Below are 19,058 nucleotides of genomic sequence, written 5' to 3' on the forward strand. Positions count from 1 at the left end.
ACCGTACCCTTGCCGCCATGCGACACGGCTCCATCCCCGGCTCCCGAGGGCACGTCCGCCCGGTGACTCTGCTCGGCGACCCCGTCCTGCACACGGCGTGCGAGGAGGTCACCGAGTTCGGTCCCGAACTCGCCCGGCTCGTCGAGGACATGTTCGCGACGATGTACGCGGCGCGTGGCGTAGGCCTCGCCGCGAACCAGGTCGGTGTGGCGCTGCGGGTGTTCGTGTACGACTGCCCGGACGACGACGAGGTCCGTCATCTGGGACATGTGGTGAACCCGCGTCTCGTCGAGGCGGACGGTGTGGTCCTGCGGGGTCCGGAGGGCTGTCTCTCGCTGCCGGGCCTGGAAGCGGGTACGGAACGGTACGACCACGCTGTCGTGGAGGGGTTCACCGCGGACGGGGAGCCGGTGCGTGTGCACGGGACGGGGTGGTTCGCCCGGTGTCTCCAGCACGAGCACGACCACCTGGAGGGCGGCCTGTACGTGGACCGGCTGAGCGGGTGGCGCCGGCACCGCGTGATGCGGCAGGCGGCGCGGGCGTCCTGGGGACGTTGATCACGGCCGTTCGGTAGCGGGCGCGTGGCCGGCCGCGCGGTTCCGTGCCGCAGGAGGCACCGGCCCGCACGCCCCTCAGGAGCCGCGGGGGCGGCGGGACCAGCCGGAACCACGCTGCCGGTGGCCGGTCTCAGAACCCGGGCCCCCCGACACGGTCCCCCGCGGCGGCCAGCCGGCCCCACAGCAGATCGGCCAGGCTCCGTACCAACTCGGCGCGCGTGCACGGCCGCTCGCCCAGCCACCAGTCCCCGGCGGCGTGCATCATGCCGACGATCCCGTGGCCCCACACCCGCGCCAGCTGCTGGCTTCCCGGGCCGAGATCGACCCGCTCCTCGATGACCTCGGCCAGTTCCTCGCCCATGCGCCGCAGCAGGGGCGCGGAGTGCTTGCCCACGTCGAAGCCCGGGTCACCCGGCTGTCCGCCCTCGGAGGGGTGCATCAGGAAGCGGTAGACCTGCGGGCGTGCCTCGATGGCCGCGAGATACGTGTCGAGGGTCGCCTCCACCCGCTCCCGGCGCTCGGCGGGCGCGTCCAGCGCGGCCCGCAACGCTCCGAGGAGGGCGTCGGTGTGCCGTTTGGCGAGCGCCGCGTAAAGACCGCCCTTGTCGCCGAAGTGCCGGTACAGGATCGGCTTGGTGATGCCCGCCTCGGCGGCGATGGCGTTCATCGAGGCGCCGGGACCGTCGCGGAGCACCACTCTGTCCGCGGCCTCCAGCAGCTCTCGCCGGCGGCGGTCGGCGGACCTCTGCTGATCGGTCCGCTGTGTGGTGTCCATGATCTCTCCCCACCCGTGCTGATTCGGTGACGCCTGCGCAAACTAACACTCATCAGCCCAGGTACATCGAACGGGCTGCCGAGCGCGCTGCGGGAGTTGACTTTCTCTACTGGGCGGTAACAGACTCCAGTTACCGCAAGTAACATTTTAGTGCACCGCTGGAGGGGACATGGCCGAGTTCACCATGGAGCTCAACGACGAACAGAGGGAGGTCCGCGACTGGCTCCACGGGTTCGCCGCCGATGTGATCCGTCCCGCGGCCGCCGAGTGGGACGAGCGCGAGGAGACTCCCTGGCCGGTCATCCAGGAAGCCGCGAAGGTCGGCATCTATTCCCTGGACTTCTACGCCCAGCAGTACTTCGACTCCACCGGCCTCGGAATTCCGATGGCCATGGAGGAACTGTTCTGGGGTGACGCGGGCATCGCCCTCTCCATCGTCGGCACCGGCCTCGCCGCCGTGGGTGTCCTCGCCAACGGCACCGAGGAACAGATCGGTACCTGGATCCCCCAGATGTACGGGGACCCGGGCGACGTCAAGGTCGCGGCCTTCTGCTCGTCCGAGCCCGACGCCGGATCCGACGTCTCCTCCATGCGCACCCGGGCGGTGTACGACCAGGCCAAGGACGAATGGGTGCTGAACGGCACCAAGACCTGGGCGACCAACGGTGGGATCGCCAACGTCCACGTCGTCGTCGCGGTCGTCGACGCGGACCTCGGCTCCAAGGGCCACGCCTCCTTCATCGTGCCGCCGAACACACCCGGCCTCTCGCAGGGCCAGAAGTTCAAGAAGCACGGGATCCGCGCCTCGCACACCGCCGAGGTGGTCCTGGAGGACGTCCGTGTCCCCGGCTCCTGTCTGCTCGGCGGCAAGGAGAAGCTGGACGAGCGGCTCGCCCGCGCCCGTGAGCGGGTCAGGGCGGGTGGCGGCGAGCGCGTGAAGAACGCAGCGATGGCCACGTTCGAGGCGTCCCGTCCGGCCGTCGGCGCGATGGCGGTGGGCACCGCCCGTGCCGCGTACGAGGTCGCCCTCGACTATGCGAGGACCCGTGAGCAGTTCGGGCGGCCGATCATCGACAATCAGGGTGTCGCCTTCCAGCTCGCCGATATGCGTACCTCCATCGACGCGGCGCGCCTGCTGGTGTGGCGTGCTTCGTGGATGGCGGTCAACGGCAGGCCGTTCACGGCGGCCGAGGGGTCGATGTCCAAGCTGTTCGCCAGCGAGACGGCGAAGAAGGTCACCGGACAGGCGATCCAGATCCTGGGCGGCAACGGCTACACCCGCGAGTACCCCGTCGAGCGGATGCACCGGGACGCGGCCATCTACACCATCTTCGAGGGCACCAGCGAGATCCAGCGACTGGTGATCGCCCGGACGCTGTCCGGGATGCCGATCCGTTAGCGGGTCCGGCCAGTGGGACACGCGTAATCGTTACCGGGGAAGTGGTCCTCCTGCGGGATCGGGAGGGCCACCGTGTCGTCGGAGACGGTGGATCAAAAACCGTTTGGGAGACGGTTGGCAGTTCAACTGCCCCACAGGGGAAGTCTCCTGGGGAACCGGGCCGGACTCGCGCCGGTCGACGGCAGCCTCCGCCAGGCCCTCGCCGAAGTCCTCGCCCGCCTGCGCCCCTTCCCGCGGCTCGGAGGTGGCCCCGTCATCCGGCTACCGGACCACCATCCCTGTCAGCCCCACCGGACACCAGCCATGGCAGGGCGCGCCTGCCGGCGGGTGGGATACGGGGCAGGAGGCGGGACGTCAGCTGGAGTCGGCCGCTGCCTCACCGCTGTCGTCCGGTTCCGCGGCCGCCGGGCGCAGCGCCTTCTCGGTAGTTTGCCGTCGCGGGGGTCTACGGCCCTTCGCCACCATGGCCGCACGAGCCAGCTCGGCTGTCAGCTGCTCGAACGCCGGCGCCCCTGATAGGTCCCGAAGCCTGCGACTTCTGCTCATGTGCCACAAACGAGCGGGACGACGGGCCGTAACCCAAATGCCGCCGAACGGGGCAACGCGGGGCCGCGAACGAAGAGCCCGAACAGCCCCGGACACTTGCCGTCGCTCCGTCGCTTCCATCGGCGAGGGTCCAGAGCGACGCCTGCACGCCTGTGCGCAACCGGAGCTCGCGCCGACGCCGTCAACTACCCGAAGGGCGTGGGCGCTTCGCCATACCCTGGAAGAAGCCGCCGGCCTGAGAAGCCCGCGGGCCGGACGTATCCACCGTCCGACACGCGAGTGCGGCTGGTGGACAGGGAGGCCGGAGCCGACAGGCAACGGGCCTCCGCAGCAAGGGGATGTCGTGAGTGATCTGCGTGAAGTGGCCTTCGAGTACGAGTACGAGGCGATGCGGACGCTCGGCAGACGGAAGAGCCGCCACCTGCGCGCCATGGCGGCATCACTCCGGCACATCGCGGGCAATCGGGCCGGAGCCGACCCGACCGCCCTCCAACTCCGTCCCGACATCCGCTTGGACGTCCCGGAGCGGTGGTGCCGGCAGCACGGCTACCAGGCCGGCTTCGGCACGGACGGCTTCACCATCGAGCGTGACGGGGAACCGGCGCGACTCGCCCGGCTGGGCGACACGCTCCGCTGGGACGGCCGGCGGATCCACATCGAATCCCGGGCCTGAGACGAACGGCGCCCCCGCACCCGTGCCGCACGACCGCACGACGGGCTCGCGCTGGGCAGCTCCGCGTCCGCCCGAATCCGCACCTGGCGACGGCGGATGGAGGGCTGGGGCGCCCCGCCGCCCACGATCGCCCGTTGTCTCGATGCGTCTTCCTCGCTCCACAGCCGCGCCGCTGAACTGATCGACCTGACAGGGCGACACCCTCACCGGTGCTTCAGCGGAGTGAGTTGCTCGATGTCGTAGCGCGAGCGCAGTTGCTCGATCGCCGCGTGATCCGGTGGGCCCCCGCTGCCCAGGATCTCGAGCAGTTCCTCGAAGTAGCGCTCGTGGTCCGGGGGTGGTGACGCCTGGAAGAACATCTTGGCCGGCGTCTCGGTGGGGTTGGAGAAGGCGTGCGGGCAGCCCGGCGGGACGACGATGACCGTGCCGGGTGTCGCCCGGACCACCCGGCTGCCCGAACGCGACTCCCACTTCTGCCAGTTGTCGGGGGTGCGGATCCGGGGTTCGAAGGCGAGCACGTCGAGTTCGCCCTCGAGCACGTAGAACAGTTCCTCGCTGCGCGTGTGCACATGGGCGCCCACGTCGAACCCGGGCGGCACCACCACCTCGAAGGTGGACGCCATGCGGGAGTGCGAGCCGGTCACCTTGAACGTCACGTGCTGGGCGGGTGTCCGCACGACCCGGCCGTGACCCGGCGGTACGAGGAGCCCTTCGGGCACGGTCATCGTCCGCTCACCACCTGACGGGCAGGGCCTCGGGGCCGCGGATCAACGCTCCCTTTCTGAACGGGACCTGTTCCGGTGCCACGGCGAGCCGCAGGCCCGGCATCCGGTCGAGGAGCGCGTCGACCAGGAGCTCCGACTCCAGCCTCGCCAGCATTCCGCCCGGGCAGTAGTGCGGGCCGAAGCCGAACGCCACGTGCGGGTTGGGGCTGCGGGAGAAGTCGATGGTCTCCGGGTCGGTGAAGACCTCCGGGTCGCGGTTCGCGGCCAGGTACGACACGTAGATCGCCTCGCCCGCCCGGATCCGTACGCCCTTGATGTCCACGTCCTCGGTCGCGATGCGGGAGAGGCCCACCGCGCTGCGGTGCGGGATGTAGCGCAGCAGTTCGTCGATGGCCCTGGGGCGGATGTCCGGCTCGGCCCGCAGCCGTCCGGCCAGGTCCGGGCGGGTCAGGAGGAGGAAGAACAGCTGCCCGCAGTTGTTGGTGACCGCCTCGCCGCCGATCTGGAGCAGGACGGCGAGTCCGACGGCCTCCTCCAGGGTGACCTCGTCCCGGCCGACGGCCGCGCCGAGCAGGGAGGTGACGTCCTCGCCGGTACTGCCCCCGCGGTCGCCGATGAGTTTCGCGAAGTAGGCGCCCATCTCGTTCTTGGCCTTCTCGCTGACGTCGGCGCCGTGCGAGGAGGACAGGATGAACTGGGTCCAGGTGTGCATGTTCGCCCGGTCCATGGCCGGCACACCCATCAGCTCGCAGATGACCGCGATGGGGAAGGGGCCGAGGACCCTCTCGGTGAGATCGGTGGGCGGACCCTCCTGGAGCAGCTCGTCGACCAGCTCGTCGAGCATCCGCCGGGACTTCTCGCGGACCCGCTCCACCCCGCCCGCGGTGAAGGCGGCGGCCACCGAGCGGCGCAGCCGGGTGTGGTCGGGCGGGTCGAGGAAGCCCACCGCGCCACGGGCCGGGATGAAGTGCGGGGCGAGCCGGGTCACCGGATGGTCCATGACGGCCTCACGGCTGAACCGGGGGTCGTTGGCGACCATGCGCACGTCGTCGTGGCGGGTCACCAGCCAGGCCCAGCCCTCGCCGTTGGGCAGCTTGACCCGGGTGACCGGGCCCTCGCGCATCAGCTCGGCCAGCACGGGGTCGAAGTCCACACCGCTCAGGTCGAGGGCGGGCCAGTCGCGCACGGCCGGGACCGCCCCGGCGATCGTCTCTTCGGTCATGCCGCTCATGCCGGCTCCCCGTCGTCGTTCTGCCAGCGGCCCAGGGACATCTCCGCGGTGATGCCGGGGCCGAAGCCCGCGAGCAGTCCGCGTGAGGCGTGCTCGGCGCCGCCCTCTTCGAACATCCGGCGCGCGGCGTCCAGGACGACGGCGCTGGCGATGTTGCCGTACTCGGTGAGCGTGGCCCGGCTGAACCGGAAGGCGTCCGGCGGGACTTCGAGGAACTTGCTGAGGTCGTCGAGGATCCGCGGGCCTCCGGCGTGGATGATGTAGAAGTCCAGGTCGGAGGCGTCCCAGCCGTGCTGTCGGGCGAGCGAGTGGAGGGCGGGCGCGAGCGGCTCCATCGTTCCGGGCACCCGCTTGTCCAGCAGGAAGTGGAAACCGGTGGCCCGGACGTCGTACATGATCCACTCTTCGGTCTTGGGGATCAGGTACGAGCCGTTGCGTTCGAGTTTGATCCCGGTGCCGCCGCGGCCCCGGACGACGGCCGCGGCGATGCCGTCACCGAACAGCCCGTTGGACAGCAGGGAGCCGACTCCGAGGTCGGTCGGCTGGTAGCAGAGCGAGCAGAACTCGCAGGCCACGATGAGGGCGTTGCCCTCGGGGTAGGCGGTGCAGAAGTCGTGCGCCCGGTTGATCGCGGCCCCGCCCGCGGCACAGCCCAGCTGGGCTATGGGTATCTGCCGGGTGTCGCTGTTGAAGTCCATCGTGTTGATCAGCCAGGCCGTGAGCGAGGGCATCATGAACCCGGTGCACGACACGTAGATGATCATGTCGATGTCGGTGGTGAGGAGTTCGGCGTCGTCCAGCGCACGCTGCACCACCGCGGGGACGCGGGCCTTCGCCTCACTCTCGTAGACCTTGTTGCGGTCCTCGAAGCCGGGGTGCTTGAGCGTCTCTTCGATGGGCTGCACGATGTGCCGGGTCTTGACACCGGTGTTCTCGATCAGTCGCAGTGCCAGCGGCAGTTGAGGGTGGTCCGGGTGGCGGGAGCTCGCCAGTTCCAGCGTCTCCTCCATCGTGATCACGTGTTCCGGGACGGAGACCGAGGGTTTGCACAAAGTCGCCATTGAGCGCGCCTTCTTTCGCCTTCCGGAGAACTCGCGTCCTCCGGCGGAAGGATGGATCACCCACGTTGCGAGGGGTGGTCCACCCACGATCACCCGGAAGCGTGGGGATATCGCGTCGGACTACTCCATTGCGGGGAATTTCGGGATGAAGTGGGATGCTGGCGGAAGGTCCCCCGGACAGCCGAATCGAAGGAGTACGTCATGGCGCGCACGGCCAGGGAGCTGCTGGAAGGCACGACCGGGAAGCCGGCCCCGGACCCCCATGCCAACCGGCTGCTGCCGTTGATCGCCCGGGGCGCGGCACAGCGCTCCACCCTGGCCGCGCTCGCCCTGGAGCAGGGCCATGTGATTCCCGCGGACCGCCGGGCGTTCCTGCATCTGGCCGAACGGCCGGACACCGGACCCGACTGCGCGGCGTTCTTCACCGCGCTCGCGGAGGGTGAGGCCCTGGCCCTGGACCGGCTCGCCGCCTATGCCGACGCCTGCGGGTGCGGGACGGGCGCGGCACGCGCGGCGTACGAGCCCCTCGCCGGGTGCCAGAGCTATCCCGCGTACGTCGCCTGGCTCGCCATGAACGGTTCGCCCGCCGAGGTGGTGCTCGCCCTGACCGCCGACCTCGCCGCCTGGGGCGGCTACTGCACGACGATCGCGGAGGGCCTGCGCCACCACTACGGCTTCGCCGACGAGGCCTGCGGCTTCTTCGACCTGTTCGCCGAGCCCGCACCCGAGCTGCGCCGGCTGGCACTGGCCGCCGTGCGGGAGGGGCTGGAGACCGACCGCCTCGACGCGGACCGCGCCCACCGCCAGGGCCGGGTCCTGCAGACCTGTGAGACGTCCTTCTGGCACGCCCTGTGGGAGCAGGACCAGCGCGTTCCGTAGGGTTTTCGGGGGAGGACGGCCGGCGCGCTTCCTGGGGGACGGGGGTTCGGCCCCGGTGGTCGGGTCAGGGCATGGTTCCCGGGACCCGGGGTCCGGCCGGCGGGCGGGTCTTTCGTCGCGCACAGTCGTCCGGGGCGTCCGGCGTACCGGGTCGGGCAGTTCTCTCGCGGGTGCAGGGAGCCGCGCGTCCGGCCACGACGAACCCGCGTCCGGAACCGCCCTCGTCACCCACCCCCGCGCCCCGCCCGGCCGACCCTATCCGGAGGCGGTCCCGCTGCTGTGGGCGATGCAGGCCACGTCGATCCGGTCCGCGAGCTTGGCGAGTTCGATGGTCAGCGCCGCCACCGTGTCCTCGTCGAGCTCGCCCTCGCCGGCCTCCACCAGACGCAGCCACCGGCCGCCCAGCGTGCGCAGCAGTTTGCTGACGTCGGCGGCCGCCACCTGCAACGTGCCGCGGTCGTCGACGATCAGAGGCAGGGTAACTTCGCGGTTCACACGAGGGATCGTAGCCGCGGAACGCTCACGCTCCGTGCCATACGGTGGTGATGTTGCAGAACTCGCGGATCCCGTGCTCGGCCAGCTCGCGCCCGTAGCCGGATCGCTTGACCCCGCCGAACGGGAACGCAGCGTGCGAGGCCGTCATCCCGTTGACGTAGACGGCACCCGCCTCGAGATCCCGTACGAACCGGTCGATCTCGCTCTCGTCACACGTCCAGACGTTCGAACTCAGCCCGAACGGCGTGTCGTTCGCGAGAGCCAGCGCCTCGTCCAGGTCGGCGGCGCGGTACAGCGTGGCGACGGGGCCGAAGGTCTCCTCCTGGTGGACGCGCATCTCGGGAGTGATGTCGGCGAGGACGGTCGGCGCGTAGTACCAGCCGCGCTCGCCGAGCCCCTCGGGGCGCTCGCCGCCGCACAGGACGTTCGCACCGTTCTCCACCGCGTCGTCGACGAGTTCCTCGAGATCGCGGCGGCCCTGCTCGCTGGAGAGCGGGCCGACGTCCGTGTCCTCGTCCATCGGGTCGCCGACCTTCAGGGCCGCCATGCCCGCCGTGAAGCGCTCGGCGAAGGCGTCGAACACGTCGGTGTGGACGATGAACCGCTTGGCGGCGATGCACGACTGCCCGTTGTTCTGCACCCGGGCGGTCACGGCGGTCCGTGCCGCCCGGTCGACGTCGGCGGACGGCATCACGACGTACGGGTCGCTGCCGCCGAGTTCCAGGACCGTCTTCTTGATCTCGTCCCCGGCCACCGACGCCACGGCACGCCCGGCCGGTTCACTCCCGGTGAGCGTCGCCGCCCTGACCCGTGGGTCGCGCAGGACGTCCTCGACGGCCCCCGAGCCGATCAGCAGCGTCTGGAAGCAGCCCTCGGGGAAGCCCGCCCGGCGGAACAGGTCCTCCAGATAGAGGGCGGTCTGCGGCACGTTGGAGGCGTGTTTGAGCAGGCCGACGTTGCCCGCCATCAGCGCGGGCGCGGCGAACCGGATCACCTGCCAGAGCGGGAAGTTCCACGGCATCACGGCCAGCACCGGGCCCAGCGGACGGTAGCGCACCAGGACGCGGGAGGCGCCGGAGTCCTTGACGTCGGAGTCGGCGGGCAGTTCGTCGGCGAGCAGTCCGGCCGCGTGGTCGGCGTACCAGCGCATCGACTTCGCGCACTTGGCGGCCTCGGCGCGGGCCTGCTTGACCGGCTTGCCCATCTCCGTGGTCATCACCCGGCCGATGGCGTCCTGGTCGGCGTCGAGGAGGTCGGCGGCCCGGTGCATCAGCCGGGCCCGCTCGGCGAAGGACGTGGTGCGATACGTGCGGAACGTGGCCTCGGCCGTCGCGAGCCTGCGCTCGATCTCCTCGGCGCCGAGCGCGTCGTACGTCCTGAGCGTCTCGCCGTTCGCCGGGTTCACCGTCGCGATGGGCATGGCCGACCTCCTGAAGCGGGCTGTTCCCCGACCCTCCCGCGCGCCGGGACACGGCGCAACGCGAAGGGGGCTGCTCAGTCCTGGTGCCCCGCCAGCCGGTCGACGAACACCGCCTGTGCCGGAACCACGATCGCCCGCGCCCGGTCCAGGCCGAACCACTCCACCCGGTCCAGCTCGGGGAACTCCTGGCGGCGCCCCGATCTCGGCGGCCACTCCATCTCGAAGGTGCCCGGGACCACGGTCGCCGGGTCGAGGTCCGCCTCGATCGCCCAGGCCGTGACGACCTTGCCGCCCGCCTGCCGGACCTCGCCGAGCGGGACCGCCTCCCCGTCGGGCGGGGGCAGCCCCAGCTCCTCCCGGAACTCACGGCGCGCGGCGTCCCAGGCCGTCTCGTCCCCCTGGTACTCGCCCTTGGGCACGGTCCACGCGCCGGCTTCGCGGCGCGCGAAGAACGGGCCGCCCATGTGGCCGAGGAGCACCTCCAGACCGTCCTCGGTGCGTCGGTACAGCAGCAGTCCCGCGCTGCGCTTCTCCGTCACGGGGTCACCTCCGGATGCACGGCGAGCAGGGTTTCGACGGTGTCCGCCTCGGCGGGGGTCTTGTCCTCGCGATAGCGCACCACGCGGGCGAAGCGGAGGGTGACACCGGCCGGATAGCGGGTCGACCTCTGCAGACCGTCGTAGGCGATCTCCACGACGAGTTCGGGGCGTACGGCCACGACATGGCCGTCGTCCCCCACGGCCAGCTCCCGCAGCCGCCCGGTCTGCCAGTTCAGCACCGCGTCCGTCATGCCCTTGAAGGTCTTGCCGAGCATCACGAACGACCCGTCCTCGGCGCGTGCGCCGAGGTGCAGGTTGGAGAGCTTCCCGGTACGCCGCCCATGCCCCCACTCGGCGGCCAGGACCACCAGGTCGAGGGTGTGCACGGGTTTGACCTTCAGCCAGGAGGCGCCGCGGCGGCCCGCGCTGTAGGAGGCGTCCAGGGCCTTGACGACGACTCCCTCGTGGCCGCGGCGCAGGGTGTCGGCGAGGAACTCCTGCGCCGCGGCGAGGCCCGGGGGGCCGTCGACGAGTACGCGCCGCACCCGCATCGGCTCGGGCACCAGCCGCGCCAGCTCGGCGTGCCGTTCGGCGAAGGGCAGGTCCAGCAGATCCCGGCCGTCCGCGGAGAGGGCGTCGAAGAAGACGGGGGAGACGGGCACGCCGCGCGCGGCCGTGGCCACGTCCACCCGTGAGCCCACACGCCCGGCGGTCTCCTGGAAGGAACGCGGTCGCCCGTCCGCGTCCAACGCGATGACCTCGCCGTCCAGGATGAACCGGCTGCCCTTCAACCCCAGCGCGGCGGAGGTGAGTTCGGGCAGCCGGTCGGTGATGTCGTCGAGTGTGCGGGTGTAGACCCGTACGTCGTCGCCGTCGCGGTGGAGCTGTACGCGGATGCCGTCGAGCTTCTCCTCGACGGCACACGCTCCCAGCTTGTCCACGGCCTCGGACACGGTCGGGGCGCTGTGCGCGAGCATCGGCAGCACCGGACGGCCGACGGTGAGCCGGAACCCCTCCAGCGCACCGGGGCCTTCGGCGAGCAGCGCCCCCGCCACCGTCCGCAGCGAACCGGCGAGCATCACCGCCCGGCGTACGCCGGCGGCGGGCGCGCCGGTCGCCACGGCGAGCCCCTCCGCCGCGACCGCGTCCAGGGCGCCCTGGCGCACCTCGCCGGTGAGCAGCCCCAGCAGGAAGCGCTGCTCGCTCTCGGTGGCCGCCGCCCGCAACGCGTCCATCAGCCGTCCCCGCGCGGCCTGCGAGCCGGTGCCCGTCACCGCGCCGATCTCCGTCAGCCGGGCGTCCACGTCCCGCACGGTGAGCGTGGCCTCGGCGGCGGGCGGGACCGGACGGCTCAGCAGTTTCCAGCCGATACCGAGCCGCCCCTGGGGCAGGTGCCCCGCCAGGTACGGGATCACGATCGGCACGTCGTCGGCGTCGGCGTCCCGGAACAGCTCGGCGAGCAGAGCGATCTTCCGGGACCGCGCCGAGGTGGCGGCGACCTCCTGGGACACATGGGCGAGCCGGCTCAGCAGCATGCAGCCATGGTGCAACGCGGACGGGCGGCGCACACCCCGGAGTTCAGGCCCGTCCCGGGTGCCCCGCCGGGCGGCCCCGGCGGGGCGAACGGCGCCTGCCGCCGCTTCAGCGGGCGTCGAGGTCGGCGAAGAGCAGTTCTCCGTTGAGGGTGGCGGCGGCCCTGTATCCGGCGCCGGCGGCGTTCACCACCTGCTCGGCGAAGCCCACCGCGTTGCCCGCCGCCCAGACACCCGGCACGGTCGTCAGCCCGGTCTCGTCGACCACGGGATACGTGCCGAACGGGGTCTCGCGCAGTTCGGCGCCCAGGCGCTCGAAGAGGTCGTTGCGGGGGACCGCGCGCGGAGCCACGAACAGCACGGAGCGGCCGTGGACCGAGCCGTCCCCGAGCCGGACCCCGGTGAGCCGGTCCTCCTCGACGACGAGCGCGGCGACCTCGCCCGGGACCACGGCGACCCCGGCGGCGGCCAGCCGGCGCCGGTCGTCGGGCGACAGCTCCTCCTCGGCGACCTCGTGCAGGAAGAGGGTGACGTCCTTCGACCACTGGGAGACCATCAGTGCCTGGTGGACACCCAGCGGGGTACTGGCCAGCACCCCGAACGCCTGGTCGCGGACCTCCCAGCCGTGGCAGTACGGGCAGTGCAGCACATCGCGCCCGAAGCGCTCGGCGACACCCGGCACCGCCGGCAGCTCGTCGGCCAGGCCGGTGGCCAGGACCAGCCGCCGCGCGTGCGCCGTCCGCCCGGACGCGAGCGTCAGACAGAACTCCCCCGAGCCGTGCCGCGTCACGTCGACGGCCCGGTCCCGGACCAGTTCGACCCCGTAGCGCGCGATCTCCTCGCGGCCCAGGACGAGGAACTCGGCCGGCGGTACGCCGTCCCGGGTCAGATAGCCCTGCATGTGCGCGGCGGGCGCGTTGCGCGGTCCGCCCGCGTCGACGACGAGCGTCCGGCGCCGTGCCCGCCCCAGCACCAGAGCCGCGGACAGTCCGGCCGCGCCGCCTCCGACCACGACGGCCTCGTACTTGTCGGTCATGGTGACCACCTCCGAGGAGACCGTCGCCCGGGCACCCGAGGATTGACAAACAGCTTTGCCGAAACTGCAATACCCGTATGACCACGGATGAGGTACTCGCCGACGTCGGCCCCCGGCTGCGCCGCATCAGGAAGGAACGCGGTGCGACGCTGGCCGGGCTGTCGGAGGTGACCGGGATCTCCGTCAGCACGCTCTCCCGCCTGGAGTCGGGACTGCGCAAGCCCAGCCTGGAGCTGCTGCTGCCGATCGCCCGGGCCCACCAGGTACCGCTCGACGAACTGGTCGGCGCGCCGCCGGTCGGCGACCCGCGCGTCCGGTCCGAACCGATCGTCCGCAACGGGCGCACGCACTGGCCCCTGACACGGCAGCCCGGCGGACTCCAGGCGTACAAGGTGTTCGAACCGCAGCGCAGGCTCGACCCGGACCCGCGTACCCACGAGGGCTACGAGTGGCTGTACGTGCTCTCCGGGCGGCTGCGGCTCGTGCTGGCCGAGCACGACGTGGTGGTGGGGGCCGGAGAGGCCGCCGAGTTCGACACGCGTGTCCCGCACTGGTTCGGGTCGACGGGGGAGGGGCCGGTGGAGTTCCTGAGCCTGTTCGGGCCGCAGGGGGAGCGGATGCACGTACGGGCCCGGCCGACCCGCCGGTGACCCGGGCCGTTCACGCGCGTGACGGACGCGACTGTTCCCTGATCGGCAAGCGACCGCTTAGTATGCGATCGACCCCGGTCAGACGAAGCAGTCCCGTGGAGGCCCCGCATGCAGGCATGGCAAGTGCACCAGCTCGGCGAACCGAGCGAGGTGATGCGGCTGGAGAACGTGGAGCGGCCGGTCCCCGGTGACGGGCAGGTACTGCTCAAGGTGCGCGCGGCGAACATCAACTTCCCGGACGCGCTGATGTGCCGCGGGCACTACCAGGTCAGGCCGCCGCTGCCGTTCACGCCCGGAGTGGAGATCTGCGGCGAGACCGAGGAGGGGCGCCGCGTGCTCGCGAACCCCTCGCTGCCGTACGGCGGATTCGCCGAGTACGCCGTCGCGGACGCCGCCGCCCTGCTGCCCGCCCCCGACTCCCTGGACGACGCCGAGGCGGCCGCCCTGCACATCGGGTACCAGACGGGGTGGTTCGGTCTGCACCGGCGGGCCGGCCTGGAAGCGGGCGAGACGCTGCTCGTGCACGCCGCCGCCGGCGGGGTCGGCAGCGCCGCCGTACAGCTCGGCAAGGCGGCCGGGGCCACCGTCATCGGTGTCGTCGGCGGAGCAGGCAAGGCCGCCGTCGCCCGGGAGCTGGGCTGCGACGTGGTCATCGACCGGCACGGCCAGGACGTCATCGCCGCCGTGAAGGAGGCCACCGGCGGACGGGGCGCCGACGTGATCTACGACCCCGTCGGCGGTGAGGCCTACACCCAGTCCACCAAGGTCGTCGCCTTCGAGGGCCGGATCGTCGTCGTCGGATTCGCAAGCGGATCCATCCCCAGCCCCGCGCTCAACCACGCCCTCGTGAAGAACTACTCGATCCTCGGTCTGCACTGGGGCCTGTACGGCACCAAGAACCCCAAGCTCATCCAGCACTGCCACGAGCAGCTCACCGAACTCGCCGCGCGCGGTTCGATCAAGCCCCTCGTCAGCGAGCGCGTACCGCTGGCCGGAGCGGCCGCGGCCGTGCAGCGGGTCGCCGACGGAGTCACCACGGGCCGGGTGGCCGTCCTGCCCTCACTCGCGAACGGAGCCTCGGCATGACCGACGCCGCACACCGGGGCGGTGCGCCCGACGCCACAGAACTGCGCCGCCGCACAAAGGAGTTGCTGGCCGCGCACCCGCCCCTGGAGACGGGGCGGACGGCCTTCCTGGAGGCCCGCTTCGACGCCGGACTCGCGTGGGTGCACTACCCCGAGGGGCTCGGCGGCCTCGGCGCCCCGCGCACCCTCCAGGCCGTCGTGGACGGCGAACTGGAGGCCGCGGGCGCACCCGACAACGACCCCCGGCGCATCGGCATCGGCCTCGGCATGGCCGCGCCGACGATCCTCGGCTTCGGCACCCAGGAACAGAAGGAGCGCTTCCTGCGGCCCCTGTGGGTCGGCGAGGAGGTCTGGTGCCAGCTCTTCAGCGAGCCCGGCGCCGGATCCGACCTGGCCGCGCTCGGAACGCGCGCGGTCAGGGAGGGCGACGACTGGGTGGTCGACGGCCAGAAGGTCTGGACGTCCAGTGCCCATCTGGCCCGCTGGGCCATCCTCATCGCCCGCACCGACCCGGACGTCCCCAAGCACCGCGGCATCACCTACTTCGTCTGCGACATGACCGACCCGGGCGTCGAGGTACGGCCACTGCGCCAGATCACCGGCGAGGCCGAGTTCAACGAGGTCTTCCTCACCGGCGTACGCATCCCCGACAGCCACCGCCTCGGCGAGGTGGGCGACGGCTGGCGGGTCGCGCAGACCACGCTCATGAACGAGCGCGTGTCCATCGGCGGCATGCGCATCCCACGCGAGGGCGGCATGATCGGCCCGGTCGCGAAGACCTGGCGCGAACGGCCGGAACTGCGCACCCACGACCTGCACCAGCGGCTGCTGAAGCTCTGGGTGGAGGCCGAGGTGGCCCGGCTCACCGGCGAACGGCTGCGTCAGCAGCTCGTCGCGGGTCAGCCCGGCCCCGAGGGCTCCGGTCTGAAGCTCGGCTTCGCCCGGCTCAACCAGGAGATCAGCGGCCTGGAAGTTGAACTCCTCGGCGAGGAAGGCCTGTTGTACGAGGACTGGACGATGCGCCGCCCCGAGCTGGTCGACTTCACCGGCCGCGACGCGGGCTACCGCTACCTGCGCTCCAAGGGCAACAGCATCGAGGGCGGGACCAGCGAGGTCCTGCTGAACATCGTCGCCGAACGCGTGCTGGGACTGCCGTCCGAGCCGCGCACCGACAAGGACGTCGCGTGGAAGGACCTCGCCCGATGACAACCCAGGGCACGCAACCCGATCTGCTGTACTCGGAGGAGGAAGAGGCACTGCGCGCCGCGGTGCGCGACCTCCTCACCGATCACTGCGACGCCACCCGTGTCATCACCCGCACGGAGTCGGACACGCCCTACGACCCCGCGCTGTGGAAGGCGCTCTCGGACGGGATGGGCCTGGCCGGTCTGCTGGTGCCCGAGGCGCAGGGCGGCCAGGGCGCCACCCACCGCGAAGTCGCCGTCGTCCTGGAGGAATTGGGCCGCGCCGTCGCGCCCACGCCCTACCTCACGAGCGCCGTCGTGGCGACCGAGGCACTGCTGGCCTGCACGGGGGAGGACGCCGCCGCGCTGCTGACGGAGCTGGCGTCCGGGCGGACCGTCGGCGCGCTCGCCGTCGCCCTCTCCACGGCACCGGGCGGTGCCCACCGGACCGTACGCGTCGAAGACGGGCTGCTGTACGGCGAGTTGACGGGGATCGCGGACGCCGCGGTGGCCGACGTGCTGCTCGTCCCGGCGGCGGACGGCGGCCTGTACGCCGTGGAGACGAACGCGGTCACCATCGCACCGCAGATCTCTCTCGACCTCACCCGGCCGCTCGCCGCGGTCACCCTCGACGGAGTGCGGGGCCGTCGGCTGGGCGACGCCGGACCCGCCGTACGGCGGGCCCTCGTGGCCGGCGCAGGACTGCTCGCCTCCGAACAGCTCGGCCTCGCCGACTGGTGCCTGACGGAGACGGTCCGTCACCTCAAGGAACGCAAGCAGTTCAACCGGCCGGTCGGCGGCTTCCAGGCGCTCAAGCACCGGCTCGCGCAGCTGTGGCTGGAGACCGTCAACACCCGCGCCGCCGCCCGCCACGCCGCCGACGCGCTCGCGGCAGGCGGCGCGGACACCGAGGTGGCCGTCGCCGTCGCCCAGGCGTACGCGGCCCCGGTCGCCGTCCACGCGGCCGAGGAGGCGCTCCAGCTGCACGGCGGCATCGGCATGACCTGGGAGCACCCGGTCCACCTGTATCTGAAGCGCGCGAAGGCCGACTCGATCGCGTACGGCACGGCGGGCGCCCACCGCGAGGCGCTCGCGCGCCTGGTCGACCTCCAGGCACCCTGACCGCACGGCCCACCCGAAGCCCGTCCCGCCCGGGGCGGGCTTCACGGCGCGCGCCGCCGCGACGAAGTGAACCCATGACGGCGGTCCAGCCAACTCCCCATACATCACCGCTACTTGACTCGCGCGCGCCTCATACTCGCCGGTATCCGGTACGGCAGTTCCAGGGAGGCAGAGCATGGCCCACACCACCCGTCGCAGAGCCCTCACCACCCTCGGCGCCGCTCTCGCGGGCGCCGTCGCACTGCCCGCCGTACACGCGCGAGCCGACGAGCGGGGGCACGGCGGGCGCCCGCTGTGGCGCGCCCACGCCCACAACGACTACGACCACCCGCGCCCCCTGTTCGACGCCCTCGCCCACCGTTTCGGGAGCGTGGAGGCCGACATCCACCTCGTCGGCGACCAGCTCCTCGTCGCACACGACCCGGTCGATCTCGACCCGACCCGCACGCTCGAAGCGCTCTACCTCGACCCGCTCGTGTCCCGGGTCAGGGCCAACCACGGCTCGGTGTACCGGGGTTACCGCAGACCACTGCAACTCCTGATCGACATCAAGACCGAGGGCTCCTCGACGTACCTCGAACTCGACCGTCATCTGCGCCGATACCCGCACCTCTTCACGACCTACGCGCACGGCAGGGTGCGCCCCGGCCCGGTCACCGCCGTCATCTCCGGCGACCGTGCCGCCCGCACCCCCATGGAGGCGCAGAGCCTGCGGCGGGCCTTCTACGACGGCCGGCTCACGGACCTCGGCAGCGCGGCGACCGCGTCCTTCATCCCGCTCATCAGCGACAACTGGACACTCAACTTCACCTGGCTCGGGGACGGTCCGTTCCCCGAAGCGGAACGCGCGAAGCTGCGCGAGATCATCGCGGTGGCGCACGCGCGTCACCAGAAGGTGCGGTTCTGGGCCACGCCCGATCTCGCGGGGCCGGCCAGGGACGCGCTGTGGGGCGAACTGCTGGCCGCCGGCGTCGACCACTTCAACACCGATGACCTCGCGGGACTGGAGACGTTCCTCGACACGCACGAACGGACACACGAACAGCCACACGAGCGGGCATAGACATCACACGTTCGGAGGACACGTCAGCCGCCCGGACGAACCCTCCGCTACGCGACACTTGCGGCCGAAAGCCGCGGTGTCGACGTGGCGGAGGAGGTTGACGATGGCCATTTCCATCTCTGTGGTGGTACTGCTGCTGATCCTCGCGGTGGTGTTCCTGCGCAACGGCGCGCTGAAGCCCTCGCACGCGGTGGTGTGCGTCCTGCTCGGCTTCTTCCTGTCGGGCAGCAGCATGGCGCCGACCATCCAGAACGGGCTCACGGCCACGGCGGACATCGTGAGCAGTCTGCACCCGTGAGGTCAGGTGGGTGAGAGGACCCCGACGCGGTCGGGGACCGGCGTTCGGCGCCGTCGCCGGGGGTGACCGACGGTGTCCGAGGCGGCCGTTCCCGGCCGCCGGGCCGTCGGCGTGGTGGAGCGACCGTCGTCCACCCGACGCGTCCGCGGAGCCTGCCGTCGCCGCCGGGCCCCGCCACCGACGGCGGTCACGCCCGCGGGATCCGCGGTCCCGGACGGCCCGCGTCTCGGCCGCACGTCGGCGTGCCGGTCGGGGTCGCGGGCCCGGCGGGGGTCAGCCGACGAGGTGGGAACGAATCAGGAAGCGCACTCCTTCGGGTGCTTCCAGCGAGAAGCCGCTGCCCCGACCCGGGACGACGTCGACGGTCAGCCGGGTGTGACTCCACAGCTCGTACTGGCTCTTCGACATCCAGAACGTCACCGGTTCGTCGACCCCCTCCACCTCCAGCTCCGCGAGCAGGACGTCCGAGCCGCCGGTACGGAACTCACCCGCCGGGTAGCACATGGGCGCACTGCCGTCGCAGCAGCCGCCGGACTGGTGGAACATCAGCGGGCCGTGGGCCGCCCGCAACAGCCGCACCAGATCGGCGGCCGCCGGAGTGAGCGTGACGCGCGGGACGACGTCCATCGGGGTTCTCCGTCGGGTCGGGGGCGAACGGTGACAGGGCCGGGAGCCTGCCGTGCCGGGGACCGCGACAGGCCACCCCACACTTGACCATGCGGCAGGTTGCGAGAGGGTTGCACGGCTCGCGGAGGGGAGGCACGGCCCCGCGAGGGGCTGCCGGCCGG

The 19,058-nt window shown here is 71.8% G+C and carries 20 protein-coding genes; 10 read left to right on the plus strand and 10 right to left on the minus strand.

The window, feature by feature from the left end:
- Positions 1–17: 17 nt before the first annotated feature.
- Positions 18–557 (plus strand): peptide deformylase, encoded by a 540-nt coding sequence (gene def, locus GFH48_RS33895; RefSeq protein ID WP_153291898.1) that lies wholly within the window; start codon positions 18–20, stop codon positions 555–557.
- 130 nt (positions 558–687) lie between these two features.
- Here the strand turns inward: def and GFH48_RS33900 are convergent, their stop codons facing one another.
- On the minus strand, positions 688–1,332 hold the full coding sequence (locus tag GFH48_RS33900; RefSeq protein ID WP_148008033.1) for a TetR family transcriptional regulator: 645 nt from the start codon (positions 1,330–1,332) through the stop codon (positions 688–690).
- Between the two features lie 169 nt (positions 1,333–1,501).
- Here GFH48_RS33900 and GFH48_RS33905 point away from each other — a divergent pair, with 169 nt between their 5' ends.
- Positions 1,502–2,731, plus strand: a complete 1,230-nt coding sequence (locus tag GFH48_RS33905) for an acyl-CoA dehydrogenase family protein (RefSeq protein WP_153291899.1) — start codon at positions 1,502–1,504, stop codon at positions 2,729–2,731.
- Between the two features lie 889 nt (positions 2,732–3,620).
- Positions 3,621–3,950, plus strand: a complete 330-nt coding sequence (locus GFH48_RS33910; RefSeq protein ID WP_153291900.1) for a hypothetical protein — start codon at positions 3,621–3,623, stop codon at positions 3,948–3,950.
- Between the two features lie 203 nt (positions 3,951–4,153).
- On the opposite strand, the gene GFH48_RS33915 is transcribed toward GFH48_RS33910, so the two are convergent.
- The 3 genes from GFH48_RS33915 to GFH48_RS33925 are packed head-to-tail and all read right to left on the minus strand — an operon-like array spanning position 4,154 to position 7,024.
- A complete protein-coding gene (locus GFH48_RS33915) occupies positions 4,154–4,675 on the minus strand; it encodes a cupin domain-containing protein (RefSeq protein ID WP_153291901.1) in 522 nt (173 codons plus the stop codon).
- A 7-nt stretch (positions 4,676–4,682) separates the two neighbouring features.
- On the minus strand, positions 4,683–5,897 hold the full coding sequence (locus tag GFH48_RS33920; RefSeq protein ID WP_153293233.1) for a cytochrome P450: 1,215 nt from the start codon (positions 5,895–5,897) through the stop codon (positions 4,683–4,685).
- A gap of 5 nt (positions 5,898–5,902) precedes the next feature.
- On the minus strand, positions 5,903–7,024 hold the full coding sequence (locus GFH48_RS33925; protein WP_265590201.1) for a type III polyketide synthase: 1,122 nt from the start codon (positions 7,022–7,024) through the stop codon (positions 5,903–5,905).
- A gap of 144 nt (positions 7,025–7,168) precedes the next feature.
- Here GFH48_RS33925 and GFH48_RS33930 point away from each other — a divergent pair, with 144 nt between their 5' ends.
- The gene (locus GFH48_RS33930) at positions 7,169–7,846 is read left to right on the plus strand and encodes a heme oxygenase-like domain-containing protein (RefSeq protein WP_153291903.1); all 678 of its coding nucleotides are present in this window, start codon (positions 7,169–7,171) and stop codon (positions 7,844–7,846) included.
- Between the two features lie 255 nt (positions 7,847–8,101).
- Here GFH48_RS33930 and GFH48_RS33935 read toward each other — a convergent pair whose 3' ends face one another.
- The 5 genes from GFH48_RS33935 to GFH48_RS33955 form a co-directional block, all read right to left on the minus strand.
- Positions 8,102–8,341, minus strand: a complete 240-nt coding sequence (locus GFH48_RS33935; RefSeq protein ID WP_153291904.1) for a DUF6213 family protein — start codon at positions 8,339–8,341, stop codon at positions 8,102–8,104.
- A 25-nt stretch (positions 8,342–8,366) separates the two neighbouring features.
- Positions 8,367–9,761: an NADP-dependent succinic semialdehyde dehydrogenase gene (locus tag GFH48_RS33940; protein ID WP_153291905.1), complete on the minus strand. Its 1,395-nt coding sequence runs from the start codon at positions 9,759–9,761 to the stop codon at positions 8,367–8,369.
- Positions 9,762–9,835: 74 nt separating this feature from the next.
- Positions 9,836–10,300 (minus strand): NUDIX domain-containing protein, encoded by a 465-nt coding sequence (locus GFH48_RS33945; RefSeq protein ID WP_153291906.1) that lies wholly within the window; start codon positions 10,298–10,300, stop codon positions 9,836–9,838.
- Positions 10,297–11,835, minus strand: a complete 1,539-nt coding sequence (locus tag GFH48_RS33950; RefSeq protein WP_153291907.1) for an ATP-dependent DNA ligase — start codon at positions 11,833–11,835, stop codon at positions 10,297–10,299. The genes GFH48_RS33945 and GFH48_RS33950 overlap by 4 nt, the downstream gene beginning before the upstream one ends.
- A gap of 106 nt (positions 11,836–11,941) precedes the next feature.
- Positions 11,942–12,868 carry an NAD(P)/FAD-dependent oxidoreductase gene (locus GFH48_RS33955; protein ID WP_153291908.1) on the minus strand — a complete coding sequence of 309 codons (927 nt, stop codon included), beginning with the start codon at positions 12,866–12,868 and terminating at the stop codon, positions 11,942–11,944.
- 77 nt (positions 12,869–12,945) lie between these two features.
- Between GFH48_RS33955 and GFH48_RS33960 the strand changes: the two genes are divergently transcribed.
- The 6 genes from GFH48_RS33960 (at position 12,946) to GFH48_RS33985 (ending at position 18,270) form a co-directional block, all read left to right on the plus strand.
- Positions 12,946–13,518, plus strand: a complete 573-nt coding sequence (locus GFH48_RS33960; protein ID WP_153291909.1) for a helix-turn-helix domain-containing protein — start codon at positions 12,946–12,948, stop codon at positions 13,516–13,518.
- Positions 13,519–13,626: 108 nt separating this feature from the next.
- Positions 13,627–14,604, plus strand: coding sequence for an NADPH:quinone oxidoreductase family protein (locus tag GFH48_RS33965; RefSeq protein WP_153291910.1), 978 nt, complete (start codon positions 13,627–13,629; stop codon positions 14,602–14,604).
- Positions 14,601–15,809, plus strand: a complete 1,209-nt coding sequence (locus GFH48_RS33970; RefSeq protein WP_153291911.1) for an acyl-CoA dehydrogenase family protein — start codon at positions 14,601–14,603, stop codon at positions 15,807–15,809. Before GFH48_RS33965 ends, GFH48_RS33970 begins: the two co-directional genes overlap by 4 nt.
- Positions 15,806–16,909 carry an acyl-CoA dehydrogenase family protein gene (locus GFH48_RS33975; protein ID WP_153291912.1) on the plus strand — a complete coding sequence of 368 codons (1,104 nt, stop codon included), beginning with the start codon at positions 15,806–15,808 and terminating at the stop codon, positions 16,907–16,909. The genes GFH48_RS33970 and GFH48_RS33975 overlap by 4 nt, the downstream gene beginning before the upstream one ends.
- 175 nt (positions 16,910–17,084) lie before the next feature.
- The gene (locus GFH48_RS33980) at positions 17,085–17,972 is read left to right on the plus strand and encodes a phosphatidylinositol-specific phospholipase C/glycerophosphodiester phosphodiesterase family protein (RefSeq protein ID WP_153291913.1); all 888 of its coding nucleotides are present in this window, start codon (positions 17,085–17,087) and stop codon (positions 17,970–17,972) included.
- A 103-nt stretch (positions 17,973–18,075) separates the two neighbouring features.
- Positions 18,076–18,270, plus strand: a complete 195-nt coding sequence (locus GFH48_RS33985; RefSeq protein ID WP_148008049.1) for a hypothetical protein — start codon at positions 18,076–18,078, stop codon at positions 18,268–18,270.
- A 273-nt stretch (positions 18,271–18,543) separates the two neighbouring features.
- On the opposite strand, the gene GFH48_RS33990 is transcribed toward GFH48_RS33985, so the two are convergent.
- Positions 18,544–18,897 carry a DUF779 domain-containing protein gene (locus GFH48_RS33990; protein ID WP_153291914.1) on the minus strand — a complete coding sequence of 118 codons (354 nt, stop codon included), beginning with the start codon at positions 18,895–18,897 and terminating at the stop codon, positions 18,544–18,546.
- Between the last annotated feature and the right edge of the window lie 161 nt (positions 18,898–19,058).

It is taken from the genome of Streptomyces fagopyri (genome assembly GCF_009498275.1).
Lineage (GTDB): Bacteria > Actinomycetota > Actinomycetes > Streptomycetales > Streptomycetaceae > Streptomyces > Streptomyces fagopyri.

What these genes read in the sequence shown, in the direction of transcription:
- GFH48_RS33920 (WP_153293233.1), bottom strand. Translation starts at nt 5,897, where the DNA reads ATGACCGAAGAGACGATCGCCGGGGCGGTCCCGGCCGTGCGCGACTGG.
- GFH48_RS33960 (WP_153291909.1), top strand. Translation starts at nt 12,946, where the DNA reads ATGACCACGGATGAGGTACTCGCCGACGTCGGCCCCCGGCTGCGCCGC.
- GFH48_RS33900 (WP_148008033.1), bottom strand. Translation starts at nt 1,332, where the DNA reads ATGGACACCACACAGCGGACCGATCAGCAGAGGTCCGCCGACCGCCGC.
- GFH48_RS33940 (WP_153291905.1), bottom strand. Translation starts at nt 9,761, where the DNA reads ATGCCCATCGCGACGGTGAACCCGGCGAACGGCGAGACGCTCAGGACG.
- GFH48_RS33985 (WP_148008049.1), top strand. Translation starts at nt 18,076, where the DNA reads ATGGCCATTTCCATCTCTGTGGTGGTACTGCTGCTGATCCTCGCGGTG.
- GFH48_RS33915 (WP_153291901.1), bottom strand. Translation starts at nt 4,675, where the DNA reads ATGACCGTGCCCGAAGGGCTCCTCGTACCGCCGGGTCACGGCCGGGTC.
- GFH48_RS33950 (WP_153291907.1), bottom strand. Translation starts at nt 11,835, where the DNA reads ATGCTGCTGAGCCGGCTCGCCCATGTGTCCCAGGAGGTCGCCGCCACC.
- GFH48_RS33930 (WP_153291903.1), top strand. Translation starts at nt 7,169, where the DNA reads ATGGCGCGCACGGCCAGGGAGCTGCTGGAAGGCACGACCGGGAAGCCG.
- GFH48_RS33905 (WP_153291899.1), top strand. Translation starts at nt 1,502, where the DNA reads ATGGCCGAGTTCACCATGGAGCTCAACGACGAACAGAGGGAGGTCCGC.
- GFH48_RS33955 (WP_153291908.1), bottom strand. Translation starts at nt 12,868, where the DNA reads ATGACCGACAAGTACGAGGCCGTCGTGGTCGGAGGCGGCGCGGCCGGA.
- GFH48_RS33970 (WP_153291911.1), top strand. Translation starts at nt 14,601, where the DNA reads ATGACCGACGCCGCACACCGGGGCGGTGCGCCCGACGCCACAGAACTG.
- GFH48_RS33990 (WP_153291914.1), bottom strand. Translation starts at nt 18,897, where the DNA reads ATGGACGTCGTCCCGCGCGTCACGCTCACTCCGGCGGCCGCCGATCTG.
- def (WP_153291898.1), top strand. Translation starts at nt 18, where the DNA reads ATGCGACACGGCTCCATCCCCGGCTCCCGAGGGCACGTCCGCCCGGTG.
- GFH48_RS33965 (WP_153291910.1), top strand. Translation starts at nt 13,627, where the DNA reads ATGCAGGCATGGCAAGTGCACCAGCTCGGCGAACCGAGCGAGGTGATG.
- GFH48_RS33980 (WP_153291913.1), top strand. Translation starts at nt 17,085, where the DNA reads ATGGCCCACACCACCCGTCGCAGAGCCCTCACCACCCTCGGCGCCGCT.
- GFH48_RS33975 (WP_153291912.1), top strand. Translation starts at nt 15,806, where the DNA reads ATGACAACCCAGGGCACGCAACCCGATCTGCTGTACTCGGAGGAGGAA.